General features: G+C 71.4%; 5 protein-coding genes and 1 pseudogene. All 6 read left to right on the top strand.

The features are described from left to right. The first annotated feature begins 118 nt into the window (after window positions 1-118). Entirely contained in the window at window positions 119-1,660 is a 1,542-nt protein-coding gene (locus ACFVN3_RS03095) for a sugar ABC transporter ATP-binding protein (protein ID WP_378230452.1), read from the top strand. Continuing rightward, window positions 1,657-2,715 carry an ABC transporter permease gene (locus ACFVN3_RS03090; RefSeq protein ID WP_378230450.1) on the top strand — a complete coding sequence of 353 codons (1,059 nt, stop codon included), beginning with the start codon at window positions 1,657-1,659 and terminating at the stop codon, window positions 2,713-2,715. The genes ACFVN3_RS03095 and ACFVN3_RS03090 overlap by 4 nt, the downstream gene beginning before the upstream one ends. 80 nt (window positions 2,716-2,795) lie before the next feature. Next, on the top strand, window positions 2,796-3,773 hold the full coding sequence (gene yjfF, locus ACFVN3_RS03085; protein ID WP_378230448.1) for a galactofuranose ABC transporter, permease protein YjfF: 978 nt from the start codon (window positions 2,796-2,798) through the stop codon (window positions 3,771-3,773). 268 nt (window positions 3,774-4,041) lie between these two features. After that, window positions 4,042-7,913: pseudogene (locus ACFVN3_RS03080) on the top strand (alpha-L-arabinofuranosidase C-terminal domain-containing protein). Window positions 7,914-8,161: 248 nt separating this feature from the next. Then, window positions 8,162-12,352, top strand: coding sequence for a beta-L-arabinofuranosidase domain-containing protein (locus ACFVN3_RS03075; RefSeq protein WP_378230445.1), 4,191 nt, complete (start codon window positions 8,162-8,164; stop codon window positions 12,350-12,352). Between the two features lie 345 nt (window positions 12,353-12,697). Next, window positions 12,698-17,641: a family 43 glycosylhydrolase gene (locus tag ACFVN3_RS03070; RefSeq protein ID WP_378230443.1), complete on the top strand. Its 4,944-nt coding sequence runs from the start codon at window positions 12,698-12,700 to the stop codon at window positions 17,639-17,641. Window positions 17,642-17,705: the final 64 nt, after the last annotated feature.

The following is a 17,705-nucleotide window of genomic DNA, read 5'->3' as shown; positions in this document are numbered from 1 at the left end:
GAGCACGTCTCCCCGGCGCGCGGCCGACGCACCACCGCCGGCATGCCGACGTCGCCGGCGTCCTGAGGCGCCCCGGGGCCCGGCAGCCCCGCCGCCACCGCTGCACGGAAGGTCACCCATGACTACCGCCGTCCCCGACGGTCGGCCCGTCGTCGAGATGACCGGGATCTCGATCGAGTTCCCGGGCGTCAAGGCGCTCGACGGAGTCGACCTCACGCTCCGGCCCGGAGAGGTCCACGCCCTCATGGGCGAGAACGGCGCCGGCAAGTCGACGCTCATCAAGGCGCTCACCGGCGTCTACTCGATCGACTCCGGTCGCATCGTCGTCGACGGCGCCGAGCACACGTTCTCGGGCCCGGGCGAGGCCCAGGCCGCCGGCGTCTCGCCGGTGTACCAGGAGGTCAACCTCTGCGAGAACCTCTCGGTCGCCGAGAACATCATGCTCGGTCACGAGCCGCGCCGCCTCGGCGCGATCGACTGGCGCACGACCCGCCGCCGCGCGGGCGAGATGCTCGCCCGCCTCAACCTCGACATCGACCCGGCCTCGTCGCTCGCGGCCCACTCGCTCGCCGTGCAGCAGCTCGTCGCGATCTGCCGCGCGCTCGTCGTCGAGTGCAAGGTCCTCATCCTCGACGAGCCGACCTCGAGCCTCGACGCGGACGAGGTCGCCCAGCTCTTCGCCGTCGTGCGGCGGCTGCGCGACGAGGGCGTCGCGATCCTCTTCGTCTCGCACTTCCTCGAGCAGGTCTACGAGATCTCGGACCGCATGACGGTCCTGCGCAACGGGAAGCTCGTCGGCGAGTACGTGACCGCCGAGCTCCCGCGCCTCGAGCTCGTCTCCAAGATGATCGGCACCTCGCTCGAGGTGCTCGAGGAGCTCGAGGAGGCACCCAAGCGCTCGGCCGCCGACCGCGACGGGACGACCCCGTTCGTCCAGGCCCTCGGGGTCGGTCGCAAGGGCTCCGTGCAGCCGTTCGACCTCGACGTGTACCCGGGCGAGGTCGTGGGCCTCGCCGGCCTGCTCGGCTCGGGCCGCACCGAGCTCGCGCGCCTGCTCGCCGGCGCGGACCGCGCCGACTCCGGCCAGGTGCGCGTCGGCGGCGCGCTCGCGCGCCTGCGCACGCCGCGCAGCGCGATGCAGCGCAAGATCGCGTTCTCCTCGGAGCACCGCAAGGCCGAGGGCATCGTGGGCGACCTGACGATCCGCGAGAACATCGTGCTCGGGCTCCAGGCGGAGCGCGGCTGGGCACGACGGCTGCCGAAGAAGCAGGTCGACGAGATCGTCGAGACGTACATCAAGGCGCTCGCGATCCGCCCCGGCAACCCGGACGCCCTCATCAAGAACCTCTCGGGCGGCAACCAGCAGAAGGTGCTCCTCGCGCGCTGGCTCGCGACGGCCCCCAAGCTGCTCATCCTCGACGAGCCGACGCGCGGTATCGACGTCGGTGCCAAGGCCGAGATCCAGAAGCTCGTCGCCCAGCTCGCGGGCGAGGGCATGTCGGTCGTGTTCATCTCGGCCGAGCTCGAGGAGGTGCTGCGGCTCAGCCACCGCATCGCCGTCATGCGCGACCGCGTCAAGGTCGCGGAGATCACCAACGACGACGACGTCACGGTCGAGGACGTCGTCGAGCTCATCGCGAGCGGAGGGCAGGAGTCATGAGCACCACGGCACCCGCCTGGCAGCGCGCCGTCCAGCACCGGCTCTTCTGGCCGATCGTCGCGCTGGTCGTGCTGCTGGCGGTCAACACCATCAACAGGCCGAGCTTCCTGTCGATCCGGCTCCAGGACGGGCACCTGTTCGGCTCGCTCGTCAACCTGCTGAAGAACGGTGCGCCGCTGCTGCTCGTCGCGCTCGGCATGACGCTCGTCATCGCGACGCGGGGCATCGACCTGTCGGTCGGCGCGGTCGTCGCGATCTCCGGCGCCGTGGCGCTGAGCTTCATCGCGTCGTCGCCCTCGCCCGAGAGCCTGACGACGGTCCTGGTCGCCGCGGGGATCGCGCTCGCGCTGTCCTTCGTCCTCGGCGTGTGGAACGGCTTCCTGGTCTCGGTCCTCGGGATCCAGCCCATCATCGCGACGCTCGTGCTCATGACCGCGGGGCGCGGCGTCGCGATGCTCATCACGGGCGGTCAGATCACGACGGTCAACAGCGCGCCGTTCAAGGCGATCGGCTCCGGCTTCTGGTTCGGGATCCCCGTCGCGGTCGTGCTCGCGGGCCTGGTGTTCGCCGCGGTCGCGCTGCTCACGCGCCGGACCGCGCTCGGCATGCTCATCGAGTCCGTCGGCATCAACCCGGAGGCGAGCCGCCTCGCGGGCGTCAAGTCCCGCAGCATCATCTGGACTGTGTACGCGGTGTGCGCGCTGTTCGCGGGCCTCGCGGGCCTCATGATCTCGTCGAGCACCATGGCGGCCGACGCGAACAACGCCGGCCTCTTCATCGAGCTCGACGCGATCCTCGCCGTCGTCATCGGCGGCACGTCGCTCGCGGGCGGCAAGTTCTCGCTCTCGGGCACCCTGGTCGGCGTCCTCATCATCCAGACGCTCACCCTCACGGTGACCATGCTCGGCGTCTCGCCGTCCGTCACGCCCCTGTTCAAGGCGATCGTCGTCATCGCGGTCTGCCTCGCGCAGTCCCCGAAGGTGCGCGACCTGGTCGCCGCCCGACGACGTCGCGCGGCCCCGACGGCCGCCGCGGCCGCGGAGGTGAGCGCCTGATGTCCGCCGTGCAGACCCCTGCCCCGACCTCGCCCCCCGACCCCCGGGGCGCCGCGACCGCCGCCCCCGGAGGCCCGTCCATGACCGAGCGACTCACGAGCCGCGTCCGCCTCGACCGGCGCTACCTCCCGGTCCTCGGCACGTTCGCGGTGCTCGCGCTCATGCTCGTGGTGGGTGGCAGCCGGTACGAGAACTTCCTCTCGGCCCGCGTCATCTCCAACCTCTTCATCAACAACTCGTTCCTCATCGTGCTCGCGGTCGGGATGACCTTCGTCATCCTCACGGGAGGCATCGACCTGTCGGTCGGCGCGGTCGTGGCGCTCTCCGGCATCACGACGGCGTCGCTGCTCCAGAGCGGGTGGCCCGTCGCCGTCGTGCTCCTCATCTCGGTCCTCATCGGGACCGTCCTCGGCCTCGCGGTCGGGTTGATGGTGCACGTGTTCGACATCCAACCGTTCATCGCGACGCTCGCGGCGATGTTCCTCGCGCGAGGCCTGTGCTACGTGATCTCGCTCCAGTCGATCCCGATCACGGACGAGTCGTTCGTGGCCCTCGCGGGCTGGAGCCAGGAGTTCGGCGACGGCTGGCGCATCACGACCGCGGTCATCATCTCCCTGGTCGTCGTCGCGATCGCGTTCTACGTGCTGCACTACACGCAGTTCGGCCGCACCGTGTACGCGATCGGCGGCGGCGAGCAGTCGGCGATGCTCATGGGTCTGCCCGTCGCGCGCACCAAGGTGCTCGTGTACGTGGTGAGCGGCACGTGCGCCGGCATCGGCGGCCTGCTCTTCGCGATGTTCTCGCGGTCGGGCTACTCGCTCACGGGCGTGGGGATGGAGCTCGACGCGATCGCGGCCGTCGTCATCGGCGGCACGCTGCTCACGGGCGGGACCGGCTTCGTGCTCGGGTCCGTGCTGGGCGTGCTCGTGCTCGGCCTCATCCAGACGATCATCACCTTCGAGGGCACGCTGAGCTCGTGGTGGACCAAGATCGTCATCGGCGTGCTGCTCCTGGTCTTCGTGATCCTGCAGCGCGTGCTGGTCGTCAGGCGGAGGTGAGCCGGCGGTGCCGGGTCCGCCCCGCGACGTCCACGGACGTCGAGGAGGGCGGGGACCCGGCACCGCGGCCGTCTGCCCGGGCGTCGCGCCCGGGGTTCACCGGAGCTGGACGGGGGCCGGCACCCCTGGGTCGGTCGGGCACGCGCCCGGCCGGCGGTGTGTCACGACACGACCCTTGTCGAATGTGAGCGTTCACACTAGGCTCGGCCACGATCCTGTTAACGCTCACACGCAACGGTGCGTGTCTCTCGACGAAGAGAGGAAGCCCATGGATACGTCCCTTCACCCACCACGGCCCGCAGCGGCTCGCCGCCGCCGGGCGGTCGCCCTCGCGCTCGTGACCGGTCTGGTCGGCACGGTCGCGCTCGCGACGTCCGTGCCCGCCGCGGCCGCGGAGCCCGACCTGCCCGACGGCGCCTGGGTCGACGCGTTCGACGGCGCCGCGCTCGGCGCCGACTGGACCGTCGTCAACCCCGTCCCGGAGGCGCTCGCCGTCTCGGGCGGTGCGCTGCGGCTCACGTCCCAGGCCGGCGACACGTGGCAGACCGCGAACAGCGCCAAGAACGTCGTCATGCTCGACGTGCCCGCCGGCGACTTCACGGTCGTGACGCACCTCGAGGCGCCCGTCGCCACGGTGTACCAGGGCGCGGGGCTCATCGCGTGGCAGGACATGGACAACTACGTCCGGTCCGGCCTGACGTTCGTGGGCAGCCTCTCGCCGTCCGGCCGGGCGATCGAGAACGACGTGGAGAGCGGTGGCGTCTTCTCCGCCGCGAGCTTCACCGACCGTCCGGCGTCGACCGGCGAGACGCTGCGTATGCAGCGCACGGGCGACGTCATCGCGACCTCCTACTGGGACGGCACCGCCTGGCAGCCGGCGGGCTCCGTGACCGTCGACTTCCCGACCACGCAGGTGGGCCTCTACGCGCTCGCCGCGCAGAACGGCGCGTCGCACACCGCGGCCTTCGACTACGTCGCGCTCCAGGCCGCCGAGGGCGCGGACCAGGTGCCCGACGGCGCGTTCACGCTCGCGGGTCCGGGTGACGCGCGGTACCTCGTGGCGACCGACGACGGCCTCGCCCTCGACGACGAGCGCCCGGCGACGACGGTCGCGCTCGACGCGACGGCGGCCGACGGCCCCGAGGGCACGTCCCCGGTGACGCTCGCCGTCGACGACCGGCCCGTCGTCGTCTCCGGGGCGTCCCGGCTCTCCCTCGGGGCCGCGGGCGACGAGGCCACGGCGCTGCGGCTCACCGACGCCGGCGGCGGCAAGGTCTGGCTGCGCAGCGCGGCCGACCCCGAGCAGTACGCCGGCGTGCGCGCGTCCGACGGCGCGCTCGTCCTCGGCCCGCGCGACGCGGCCACGAAGCTCACGATCACGCCCGCCACGAGCGCCGACCACGAGATCACGGTGGACCTCGCCGGCGAGCGCACCGAGATGAGCGACGAGCTGTACGGCATCTTCTACGAGGACATCAACTACGCGGCCGACGGCGGCCTGTACGCCGAGCTCGTGCGCAACCGGTCGTTCGAGTTCACCAGCCAGGACAACGCGTCGTTCAACGGCCTCACCGCGTGGAGCGCGGCGAACCGGGGCGGCGCGACGGCCACGACGCAGGTCGTGAACGACGCAGGGCGGCTCAACGCGACGAACCGCACCTACCTCAACCTCACGACGACCGCCGCCGGTGCCGGGGTGCGCAACGCCGGGTACAACACGGGACTGTTCGTCGAGGAGGGGGAGTCGTACGACTTCTCTGTCTGGGCCCGGTCGGCGACGGCGCAGACCGTCGCCGTGCGCGTCGAGGACAACGCCGGGACCACGGCGTACGCGACCGGACAGGTCGCCGTCGACGGCTCGAGCACGTGGAAGAAGTACGACGTCACGCTCACCGCGACCGGCACGACGAACGCCGGGCGCCTCGCGCTGCTCTCGGGCGCCGCGGGCACGCTCGCGCTCGACCAGGTGTCGCTCTTCCCGCAGGACACGTGGGTCGGCCCGGTCAACGGGACGTCCGTCCTCCGCAAGGACCTCGCCGAGAAGATCGACGCGCTCGACCCGCAGTTCCTCCGCTTCCCCGGCGGCTGCGTGACGAACGTCGGCACGTTCCGCACCTACGAGGAGTCGAACTTCACCGACCGCCGTCGCACGTACCAGTGGAAGGAGACGATCGGCCCGGTCGAGGAGCGCGCGACCAACTGGAACTTCTGGGGCTACAACCAGTCGTACGGCATCGGGTACCTCGAGTACTTCCTCTTCGCCGAGGACCTCGGCGCGACGCCGCTGCCCGTGGTGTCGGTCGGAGCCAACGGCTGCGGCAGCACGATCCCCGAGATGACGGACCCCGCGCAGATCCAGCGCTGGGTGGACGACACGGTCGACCTCATCGAGTTCGCCAACGGCGGCGTGGACACCGAGTGGGGCGCCGTGCGCGCCGAGCTGGGCCACCCCGAGCCGTTCGGCCTGAAGTACATCGGGCTCGGCAACGAGGAGAACACGAAGACGTTCGAGGCCAACTTCCCGGCGTTCCGCGACGCCATCGCGGCCGCGTACCCGGACATCCAGATCATCTCGAACTCCGGTCCGGACGACACGGGCCAGCGCTTCGACGAGCTCTGGGAGTTCAACCGCGAGCAGGACGTCGACCTCGTCGACGAGCACTACTACAACGACCCGCAGTGGTTCCTGGAGAACGACGAGCGCTACGACTCCTACGACCGCGAGGGACCGCACGTGTTCCTCGGCGAGTACGCGTCGCGCGGCAACACGTTCGCCAACGCGCTGTCGGAGGCCGCGTTCATGACGGGCCTGGAGCGCAACTCCGACGTCGTGCGGCTCGCGTCGTACGCGCCGCTGCTCGCGAACGAGTCGTACGTCCAGTGGTCGCCCGACGCGATCTGGTTCGACAACGACGAGTCGTGGGCTCGGTGAACTACTACGTCCAGCAGCTGTTCTCCGCGAACGCGGGCGACGAGGTCGTGCCCAGCACGCACTCCGGCCCGGCGCCGGCGGACGCGACGCTCGACGGCGGCGTGTTCCTCTCCACGTGGAACACGGCCGCGCAGTACGACAACGTGCGCGTGACCGACAACGCGAGCGGCGACGTGCTCTTCTCGGACGACTTCGAGTCCGGTGCGTCGCAGTGGGAGCCCCAGACCGGGACGTGGGCCGCGCAGGACGGCGCCTACGTGCAGTCGGCGACGAACGTCACCGACGCCCGGTCGATCGTCGCCGGCGCGTACGCGAAGGACTGGTCGAGCTACACCCTCGAGCTCGACGCGCGCAAGACGTCGGGCGCCGAGGGCTTCCTCGTCGGCTTCGCCGCGGGCGGCCCGAACGACTACTACTGGTGGAACCTGGGCGGGTGGAACAACTCGCGCCAGGCCCTCCAGCGCGCGTCGGGCGGGAGCGCCAACGAGGTGAAGGCGGTCGAGAACCACAGCATCGAGGCCGGCCAGCCGTACCACGTCAAGGTCGTCGTCGAGGGCTCGACCATCGAGCTCTACCTCGACGGCGAGCTCCAGATGTCCTACGAGCAGCCGTCGACCAAGTCGCTCTACCAGGTCGTCACGCGCGACGACGACACGGGCAACGTCGTCGTCAAGGTCGTCAACCCCACCGCGACCGCGGCGCGCACTCAGGTGCACGTCGAGGGCTCCGAGGGGATCGCGGACCAGGCGACGGTCACGGAGATGGTGGGCGCGCCGTCGGACACCAACACCAAGGCGGACCCCGAGCGGGTCGTCCCGGTGGAGCGGACGCTGACGGGCGTGGGGGAGGAGTTCTCCTACGAGTTCCCCGCCCACTCGATCACGTTCGTCCGGCTGCACGCGTCCGATGCCGCACCCGAGCTCGACCTCGCGGTCGAGGTCTCGCCGCGCTGCCTCGCGGGCAAGGCGTACGTCGCCGTGCGCGCGACGAACGGCGAGGACGTCCCGGTCTCGGTGACGCTCTCCACGCCGTTCGGGCAGAAGGCGTTCGCGGACGTGGCGCCGGGCAAGAACGCGTACCAGTCGTTCGCGACGCGCGCGACGTCGGCCCCGGCCGGCACCGCGACGGTGACGGGCACGGCGGTGCTCGACGGCGAGGAGCTCACGACCTCCTACGACGTCGCCTACGACGCGCTCGACTGCGGCTGATCCCCGCGAGGTAGAACCGCAGGTCGCGAGGTAGAAGCCCCCGGGCTCTACCTCGCGACCGCGGGCTCTACCTCGCACGCTGCTTCCCTCGTGGCCGGTCCGGCGGGCCACGAGGGCGCGGCCCGCGCTCCCTGCGCGGGCCGCCCTCGCACGGCCGCGCGACGACGTCGTCGCGGAACGAGCCGCACGACATCGCACGTCCCGACGCGCGGGCGACGACGCCCCGCGCGCGACCCTGAGGAGCAACGATGCACCCCCGACCGACCGACGGCGTCCGCCGTCGACCCGGCGGCGCGGCCCGGCTGGCCGCCGTGGCGGCGTCCGCCGCGCTCGCCCTGACCGCGTGGGCGCCGACCGCCGTCGCGGCCGACGCCCTCCCGGCGCCCGTCCTCGACCTCGCGTTCGACGGCGACGTCGCCGACGCGAGCACCCTCGCCCACCCCGTGGCCCTGCGAGGGCACGCCGGATCGGCGCCCACCGGCTACTCGTACGTCGACGGGGTCGACGGCCAGGGGCAGGCGCTGCGCCTCGCCGGGAGCACGTACCTCGACCTCGGGTCGTCGACCGCGCTGCAGCCCGAGGACCTCACGCTCTCGTTCTGGGTGGAGCCCGGCGGGAGGCTGTCCGGCGAGCACGTGATCACGTGGAACAAGCGGGCCTACAAATCCGACGGCTGGTACCTGTCGTCGGAGTCGGACACCGTGCCGCTCGCGCTGTCGGTCGGGCCGGCATCGGGCCAGCCGTACAAGGTGCGCGTCGCGAGCTCCGACCGCGCGGCGTTCTTCCCCGCGGACGAGTGGACGCACGTCGTCGTCACGTACGACCACGCGACGAAGGCCGTCGCGTTCTACCGCAACGGCGAGCAGGTGCCGTCCACGGTCGCGAACGCCGTCGGCGGCGACGCGACGGGCGTGCTCGGCTCCGACCCGGCGCTGCCCAAGACGATCGGGTTCAACGGGCCGCAGTACAACGGTGCCTATCTCCGGGCCGCGCTCGACGACTACCGCGTGTACGACGCCGTCGCCGGGCTCGGGGACGTCGTCGGCCTCTACGAGGAGAGCGGGCGCACGGTGGACCGCGACGCGATCGCCCAGGACGACGCCGACGCGCTGTCGCTGCCCGAGCGCGCGACCGTCGCGCTCGTGCTCCCGTCGACGGGCTCGCGCGGGTCGACCGTGACGTGGCGGTCGTCGCACCCCGACGTGATCGCGACGGACGGCACCGTGGTGCGGCCCGCGATCGGCGCGGACGACGCGCACGTCACGCTCACCGCGACCGTGCGCTACCTCGACGGTGAGCCCGTGACGCGCGAGATCGAGGTCGTCGTGCCCGCCCTCGTCGACGAGACGCCGCTCGAGGAGACCGCGCTGCCGTCGGTGCTCCTGTCCGACGACTTCCTCCAGAACGCCGCGGCGAAGGAGCACGAGTACCTGCTGAGCCTCGACTCCGAGACGTTCCTCTACGAGTTCTACAAGGTCGGCGGGCTCACCCCGACGACCTCCGCCGGGTACGGCGGCTGGGAGCGCAGCAACGCGGTGAACTTCCGCGGCCACGCGTTCGGCCACTACCTGTCCGCCCTCGCGATGTCGTGGTCCTCGACGCAGGACGAGGCGACCAAGGACGCGCTGTTCACCGAGATCGAGGAGGGCGTGGGCGGGCTCGCGCGCGTCCAGGACGCGTACGCCGCGGCGCACCCCGGCTCGGCCGGGTACGTCTCGGCGTTCCGCGAGTCGATCCTCGACCAGGTGCAGGGCACCGGGACGTCGGACGAGAACGTCATCGTCCCCTGGTACAACCTGCACAAGGTGCTCGCGGGGCTGCTCGACGTCGCCGAGTACGTCGACGGGCCGGTCGGCGACGAGGCGCTCGAGGTCGCGACCGCGTTCGGGCTCTACGTCCAGGGCCGCGTCTCGACGCTGCCGAGCACCGACGTCATGCTCCGCACCGAGTACGGCGGCATGAACGAGGCGCTCTACGAGCTGTTCGACCTCACGGGCGACGTCCGGATCAAGGAGGCGGCCGAGGCGTTCGACGAGGTGTCGTTCTTCCGCCAGCTCGCCGCGGGCCAGGACGTGCTGCCGGGCAAGCACGCCAACACCCAGATCCCCAAGCTGCTCGGCGCGCTCAAGCGCTACCAGGTGTTCACGCAGAACCCCGAGTACTACGAGCTGCTCACGCCCGCCGAGAAGGACGAGCTGCCGATGTACCTCGCGGCGGCGGAGAACTTCTTCGACATCGTCGTGCGCGACCACACGTACGTCACCGGCGCCAACAGCCAGGCCGAGCACTTCCACGAGCCCGGGTCGTTGCACCAGCACGCCGACGAGCAGGGCACCGCGCGCAACGCGGAGACGGCCGAGACGTGCAACGAGTACAACATGCTCAAGCTCGCGCGCGAGCTGTTCACGCTGAGCAAGGACGTGCGGTACGCGGACTACTACGAGAACGCGTTCATCAACACGATCCTCGCGTCGCAGAACCCCGAGACCGGGACGACGACCTACTTCAACCCCATGGCGTCCGGCTACCACCGCGTGTACAACCTGCCGTTCACCGAGTTCTGGTGCTGCACCGGCACGGGCATGGAGAGCTTCTCCAAGCTCGGCGACTCGATCTACTTCACCGGCCAGGGGTCGGTGTGGGTCAACATGTTCTTCTCCTCGACGGTCGAGCACGCGGCGCAGAACCTGCGGCTCACGCAGGAGGCGAACCTGCCGAACGAGGACACGGTGACCTTCCGGGTCGACGCGCTCGACGGCGGTGCGGTCGCCGAGGGCGCGACGCTGCGCCTGCGGGTGCCGTCGTGGATCGCGGGTGATCCTGGCCTCGAGGTGAACGGCGCGGCCGTCGAGCCGGTCGTGTCCCGCGGGTACGTCGTGCTGCCCGTCGCCGCGGGCGACGTCGTCCGGTACACGATGCCGATGGCGGCGTCCGTCGTCGACACCCCGGACAACCCGTACTTCGTGGCCTTCCGGTACGGACCGGTCGTCCTCTCCGCGAACCTCGGCGAGGTCCCCGAGCCGGCGTGGCAGGGCACGGGCATCCTCGTCCGCTCCGCCACGCGCGACGCCGACGCCCAGACGACCATCACGGCGGCGAACATGGGCGCCGACGAGTGGAAGGAGCGCATCGCCGAGAACCTCGTGCGGGTCGAGGACGACGCCGAGGGCCGGGTCCAGCTCGAGCTGCGGAACACCGCCGACGGCGGCGACCTCGTCTTCACGCCCCACCACACCAACTGGGACGTGACCTATGGGCTCTACCTCAACCTCGACGAGCCGGACTCCGCGGCGTCGCAGGAGCGCATCCTGCGCGCGAAGGAGGCGCTGCGCGACGCCGACCGCACCGTCGACAGCCTGACCAGCTTCGACAACAACAACTTCGAGAACGCGAAGAACCTCAAGCAGAGCGGGTCGTCGGTCGGGACGTTCTCCGGCCGCCAGTTCCGCCACGCGAACGGCACGGGCTGGTTCAGCTACGACCTCATGATCGACCCGGCGTCGGCGTCGAACCACCTGGGCGTCACGCTCTACTCGGGCGACCAGGGCCGCGTCTTCGACGTGTACGTCAACGACGAGAAGCTGAAGACGATCACGACGGTCGCGAACGCTCCGACCCAGGACGAGCAGGGGTTCTACGTCGACACGACGCAGCTCCCCGCGAAGTACCTCGAGATCGGGGAGGGCACGCGGTGGAAGGTCGACAGCGCGGGCGAGTACGTGCTCGACGCGGACGGCGAGCGCATCCCCGTGGTCACCGTGCGGTTCCAGGCGACCGGCGGCTGGGCCGGGGGAGTGTTCGGCGTCAGGGTCGACCGCGCGGCGTCGTACGACGCGACGCCGGGACTCGCGGCGCTCGCGTTCGACACGGGATCGCTCGCCCCCGCGTTCGACACGGTGGTGACGGACTACACGCTCACCGTCCCCGAGGGCACGGCGAGCGTCGTGCTCGACGCCGACCCGCACGTGCCGAGCGGCCTGGTCCGCGTCGACGGCGTGCTGATCGACGACACGCAGGGCCGCACCGTGCCCCTCCCCGCGGACGGGTCGGGGCGGACCGTGGAGGTCGTCGGCGTCGCGCAGGACCACGAGACGGCCACGACCTACCGGGTCGAGATCGTGCCGGGGGCGACGGAGGTCGTGCCGCTCGACGTCGAGGTCTCCCCGCGGTGCCTCGCCGGCAAGGTCTACGTGGCCGTGCGGGCGACGAACGCGGGCGACGTTCCCGCCGACGTCACCCTCACGACTCCGTACGGCACGAAGACGTTCGCGGGAGTGGCCCCGGGGGCGAACGCCTACCAGTCGTTCGCGACCCGCGCGACGTCGGTCGAGTCCGGGACGGTCACGGTGACGGGCGCGGCGGTCGTCGAACGGGCGCCCGAGGGCACTCCGGTCACCACGACCTCCGAGGTCGCCTACGACGCCCACACCTGTCGTTGACGGCAGACCTCCGCCCTGCCGAGGTAGAGCCCTGGTAGGCCGAGGTAGAGGCGCAGTCCGCCGAGGTAGAGGCCTGGTCATGACCACGCCTCTACCTCGCGGGACCAGGGCTCTACCTCGGCGGGACGGGTAGACCTGCCCACGCGGTGACGTCCTCGTCCGCACGAGCAGGGGTACCCATGTTCACGCTCACATGTTAACGTTCACATCGAGTCGGACCGGCAGCCGGCACGACCGTTCGGCGAGGACGCCGAGATCGACGACGAGGAGTCACCGATGACCTCACGCCACCAGCACTCGGCGCCCCGTGGCGCCGCCCCACCTCGCTCCGGCGACCGTTCGACCGTGACCTCCCGTCGCGGGCCGGCGCTCCGCGGGCGCCGCGCGATCGCCGCCCTGCTCGGGGCCGGCCTGGTCGCGCCTCTCGCGCCGCTTGCCGCCACCGCGGCCCCCGGCCAGACGACGCTGTCCGGCTCGGGCGTCGCCGGCGCCGTGAGCGGTGCCGCCCTCGCGACGGCTGCCGAACCCACCACGGACGGCCTGCAGCTCTGGCTCCCGCTCGACGAGACCGAGGGCACCGTCGCGCGCGACGCGTCGGGCCACGGCCTCGACGCCGCGCTCGTCGGCACGGGCGGCGGGTGGCGCGAGGGCCAGGGGCTGACGTTCGGTGGTGCGAACCACGTCGACCTTCCCGACGACCTCCTGGCCGGCTACGACGCCGTGACGGTGAGCGCCGACGTGTGGGTCGACGCGTCGCTGACCGGCAACTACTTCTTCTACACCCTCGGCAACCCGGCGGTCGGGAGCCCCCAGTCCGGCAACGGCTACCTGTTCTCGACCGGCAACGCGAACTACCGCGGGACCATCTCCGACCTCGCGTGGGGCCGTGAGCAGAACACGGCCAAGGCCCCGGCGGCCGCGCTCCAGCGCGGCGTCTGGAAGACCGTCACGTACACGCTCGGGGGTGGCACCGCGCGCCTCTACGAGGACGGCGCGCAGGTCGGGCAGAACACCGCCGTGACGATCACGCCCGGCGCGATCGGCGGCGGCACCACGACCGCCAACGCGCTCGGGAAGTCGGCCTACGCCGCCGACAACCTCTTCAAGGGCCGCATGAAGGACTTCCGGCTCTACGACCGCGCGCTCACCGCGCAGGAGGTCGCCGACCTCGCCTCGGACGCCGCGCAGGACGCCGTCGCGGCCGACGCCGCCGCGCTCGACCTGGGCGACACGAGCGCCGTCGTCACGGACCTCGCGCTCCCGGCGAAGGGCGTCGGCGGCTCGGCGGTGACCTGGGCCAGCTCCGACGAGGCCGTCGTCTCCGCGAGCGGCGCGGTCACGCGCCCCGCGGGCGACGAGCCCGCCACCGCGACCCTCACCGCGACGGTGACGCTGCGCGGCGCGACCGAGACCCGCACGTTCGACGTCACGGTCCTCCCGGGCGACGGCGACCAGGCGAAGGCCGACGCTGCGGCGGCGGCGCTGGAGGTGACGAACCTCGACGACGTGCGCGGCAACCTGACCCTGCCCACCACGGGCCTGCACGGCGCGAGCGTGGCCTGGGCTGCGTCGTCGGGCACGATCACGCCCACGGGCGAGGTGACGCGACCCGCGCACGGCCAGGACGCCGAGACGGTGACGCTCACCGCGACGGTGACGGTCGGCGCGGCCACCGCGACGCGCGAGCTCGAGGCCCACGTCCCCGCGCTGCCCGAGCAGGAGGAGCTCGAGGGCTACCTGTTCTCGTACTTCGTCGGCGAGGGCACGGCGACGGGCGAGCAGGTCTACTTCGGCCTGAGCCAGGGCAACGACCCGCTGAAGTACCAGAACCTCAACGACAACCAGCCCGTGCTGACGTCGGAGCTGGGCGAGGAGGGCCTGCGGGACCCGTTCATCATCCGCTCGCCCGAGGGCGACAAGTTCTACCAGATCGCGACCGACCTCAAGATCTACGGCAACGGCAACTGGGACGCGTCCCAGCGCACGGGCTCGAAGTCGATCATGGTGTGGGAGTCCACGGACCTCGTGAGCTGGACGGACCAGCGCCTGGTCAAGGTCTCGCCCGACACCGCGGGCAACACGTGGGCGCCCGAGGCGTACTACGACGAGAGCATCGGCGCGTACGTCGTGTTCTGGGCGTCGAAGCTCTACGCGGAGGACGACCCGAACCACACGGGCAACACCTACAACCGCATGATGTACGCCACGACCCGCGACTTCGTGACGTTCAGCGAGGCGCAGGTGTGGGTCGACCCGGGCTACTCGGTCATCGACTCGACCGTGACGCTGCACGACGGTGAGTACTACCGCTTCACCAAGGACGAGCGGAACAACACGTCGTCCACGCCGTGCTCCAAGTTCATCCTCGGCGAGAAGTCGGCCGAGCTGCGCTCGACGGACTACGAGTTCATCACCGACTGCATCGGCAAGGCGAACTCGCTCGGCGGCGGGATCAACCAGGGCGAGGGCCCGACGATCTTCAAGTCGAACACCGAGGAGAAGTGGTACCTCTTCATCGACGAGTTCGGCGGGCGCGGCTACGTGCCGTTCGAGTCGACCTCGCTCGACGCGGCCGAGTGGACCATGTCCACCGACTACCAGATGCCGTCGCGCCCGCGCCACGGCACGGTGCTCCCGGTGACGCAGGCCGAGTACGACCGCCTGCTCAGCACCTACCAGCCCGACGCGTTCGTCGAGTCCGTCGACGACGTCGCGGTCACGGTGCAGACGGGCTCCGCGCCCGTGCTTCCCGCGACCGTCACCGCCCACTACGCCGACGGGTCCAGCGGCCCGGCCGACGTCACGTGGGACACGGTCGACCCGGCGTCGTACGCGCAGGCGGGGTCGTTCGAGGTCGCCGGGTCCCTCGGCGGCGGCGTGAGCGTCCGCGCCCGCGCGGTCGTCACGGTGACCGACGACGTCGTCCCGGTCGAGGGACTGAGCGTCGCCCCCGAGTCGCTCCAGGTGGGCGTCGGCGGGACGCGGCAGCTCTCCGCGACGGTCACGCCCGCCAACGCGACGGCGCGCGCGATCACGTGGGCGTCGGACGACGCGGACGTCGCCACGGTCTCGGCCGACGGCGTCGTCACGGGCGTCGGCGAGGGCCACGCGATGGTCACCGCGACCACGGCCGACGGGTCGCGCACGGCATACGTCGCGGTCGAGGTGACCACCGAGATCCCGGGCCTGGTCGTGCGGTACGCGCTCGACGAGACGAGCGGCACGTCGGCGGCGAACACCGCGCCGGGGTCGTCGTTCGGCCCCGCGACGCTCACCAACGGAGCGGCGTTCTCCGGGACCGGCGAGGGCGTGACGCTCGACGGGACGAACGACTACGTCGACCTGCCCGACCACCTGCTCGCCGGGCTGACCGACGTCACGGTCGGGCTCGACGTCAAGGTCGCGACCGACCAGGCGACGCCGTACTTCATCTACGGCCTCGGCAACACGAGCGGCACGGCGGGCGACGGGTACCTGTTCACCACCGGCAACGCCTACCGCACGTCGATCGCGACGGGGAACTGGACGACCGAGCAGACCGTCACCAAGAACGCGAACCTGCAGCGCGGGGTGTGGAAGCACCTCACGTACACGCTGTCCGGCACGACGGCCGTGCTCTACGAGGACGGCGTCGAGGTGGGCCGCCAGACCGGCGTCACCATCGACCCGAAGGACATCGGCAACGGCTCGACGCTCGCCAACTACCTCGGCCGCTCGCTGTACTCGGGCGACCGCTACCTCAAGGGCTCGGTGCGCGACTTCCGGATCTACGACCGCGCGCTCACGGCCGACGAGGTGTACCAGGTCGGGGCCGACCACACGGCGGTCACCGGGGCGGAGCTCGACGCGCTCAAGGTGCCGGCGATCGTCGACGGCGCGAGCTCGACCGTCACCCTGCCCGTCGTGCCGGGGACGGACGTCTCGGCGCTCGCGCCGCTGCTCACCGTGTCGCCGCGCGCGACGGTGACGCCCGCGAACGGCTCGGTGCAGGACTTCACGCAGCCCGTGGAGTACACCGTGACCGGCCCGGACGGGTCGTCGCGCACGTGGACGGTCCAGGCGAAGGAGATGGGCAGCCCCGTGCTCCCCGGGAAGTACGCGGACCCGAACATCGCGCAGTTCGGCGACACGTTCTACCTCTACGCGACGACCGACGGCACGCCGGGCTGGGGCGGCAAGGACTTCTACGTCTGGAAGTCCACCGACCTCGTGACGTGGGAGCGCTCGGAGCAGCCGTTCCTCACGCTCGACGGCGCGAACGGGAACGTCCCGTGGGCGACCGGCAACGCGTGGGCGCCCACGATCATCGAGCGGGACGGGAAGTACTACTTCTACTTCTCGGGCCACAACCCGACGTACAACCGCAAGACGATCGGCGTCGCGGTGGCCGACAGCCCCGAGGGTCCGTTCACCGCGCAGCCGACGGCGATGATCACCAACGGCGAGGCGGTCACCTCCGGCCAGGCCATCGACCCGGCCGCGTTCCGCGACCCGGAGACCGGGAAGCACTGGCTCCTGTGGGGCAACGGCGGCCCGTCGAACGGGCCGGTCATGGCGGAGCTGAACGACGACATGACGTCGATCAGGCAGGACACGCTCCGGCGCATCCCCGGCCTGACCGACTTCCGCGAGGGCCTGTTCCTCAACTACCGGGACGGCGTCTACCACCTCACGTACTCGATCGACGACACGGGGTCGGAGAACTACCGCGTCGGCTACGCGACGTCGGACAGCATCGACGGCCCGTGGACGTACCGCGGCGTGATCCTCGAGAAGGACGCCTCGCAGGGCATCCTCGGGACCGGGCACAGCTCGATCCTCAACGTCGAGGGCACGGACGACTGGTACATCGCGTACCACCGGTTCGCCATCCCCGGCGGCAACGGGACGAACCGGGAGACGACGATCGACCGCCTCACGTTCGGCGACGACGGCCTCATCCAGGAGGTCGTCCCGACGCTCGAGAGCGTGGACCCGGTCGACGTGTCGCCGGCGCCGACGGTCGAGCTGACCGTCGAGGCCACCCCGCGGTGCCTCGCGGGCAAGGTCTACGTCGCGGTGCGGGCGACGAACGCGGGCGACGTGCCCGCCGACGTCACCCTCACGACGCCGTACGGCACGAAGACGTTCGCGGGCGTGGCCCCGGGGGCGAACGCCTACCAGTCGTTCGCGACGAGGGCGGTCTCCGTGCCCGCGGGCACGGCCACCGTCACGGGGACCGCGGTGCTCGACGGCGCCCCGGTCACCACGCCCTACGACGTCGCCGTCGCTGCCCACACCTGCGGCTGACACCACCCCGCCGAGGTAGAGCCCCGGTAGGCCGAGGTAGAGGCGTGGTCACGACCACGCCTCT

The organism is Cellulosimicrobium sp. NPDC057862 (genome assembly GCF_042797035.1).
Lineage (GTDB): Bacteria > Actinomycetota > Actinomycetes > Actinomycetales > Cellulomonadaceae > Cellulosimicrobium.
Note: the sequence above shows the minus strand (reverse complement) of the source record. Positions and strands in the feature narration are given on the sequence as shown.

Excerpts from the sequence above, each read along its gene's own strand:
- ACFVN3_RS03095 (WP_378230452.1), top strand. The coding sequence starts at position 119 with ATGACTACCGCCGTCCCCGACGGTCGGCCCGTCGTCGAGATGACCGGG.
- ACFVN3_RS03090 (WP_378230450.1), top strand. The coding sequence starts at position 1,657 with ATGAGCACCACGGCACCCGCCTGGCAGCGCGCCGTCCAGCACCGGCTC.
- yjfF (WP_378230448.1), top strand. The coding sequence starts at position 2,796 with ATGACCGAGCGACTCACGAGCCGCGTCCGCCTCGACCGGCGCTACCTC.
- ACFVN3_RS03075 (WP_378230445.1), top strand. The coding sequence starts at position 8,162 with ATGCACCCCCGACCGACCGACGGCGTCCGCCGTCGACCCGGCGGCGCG.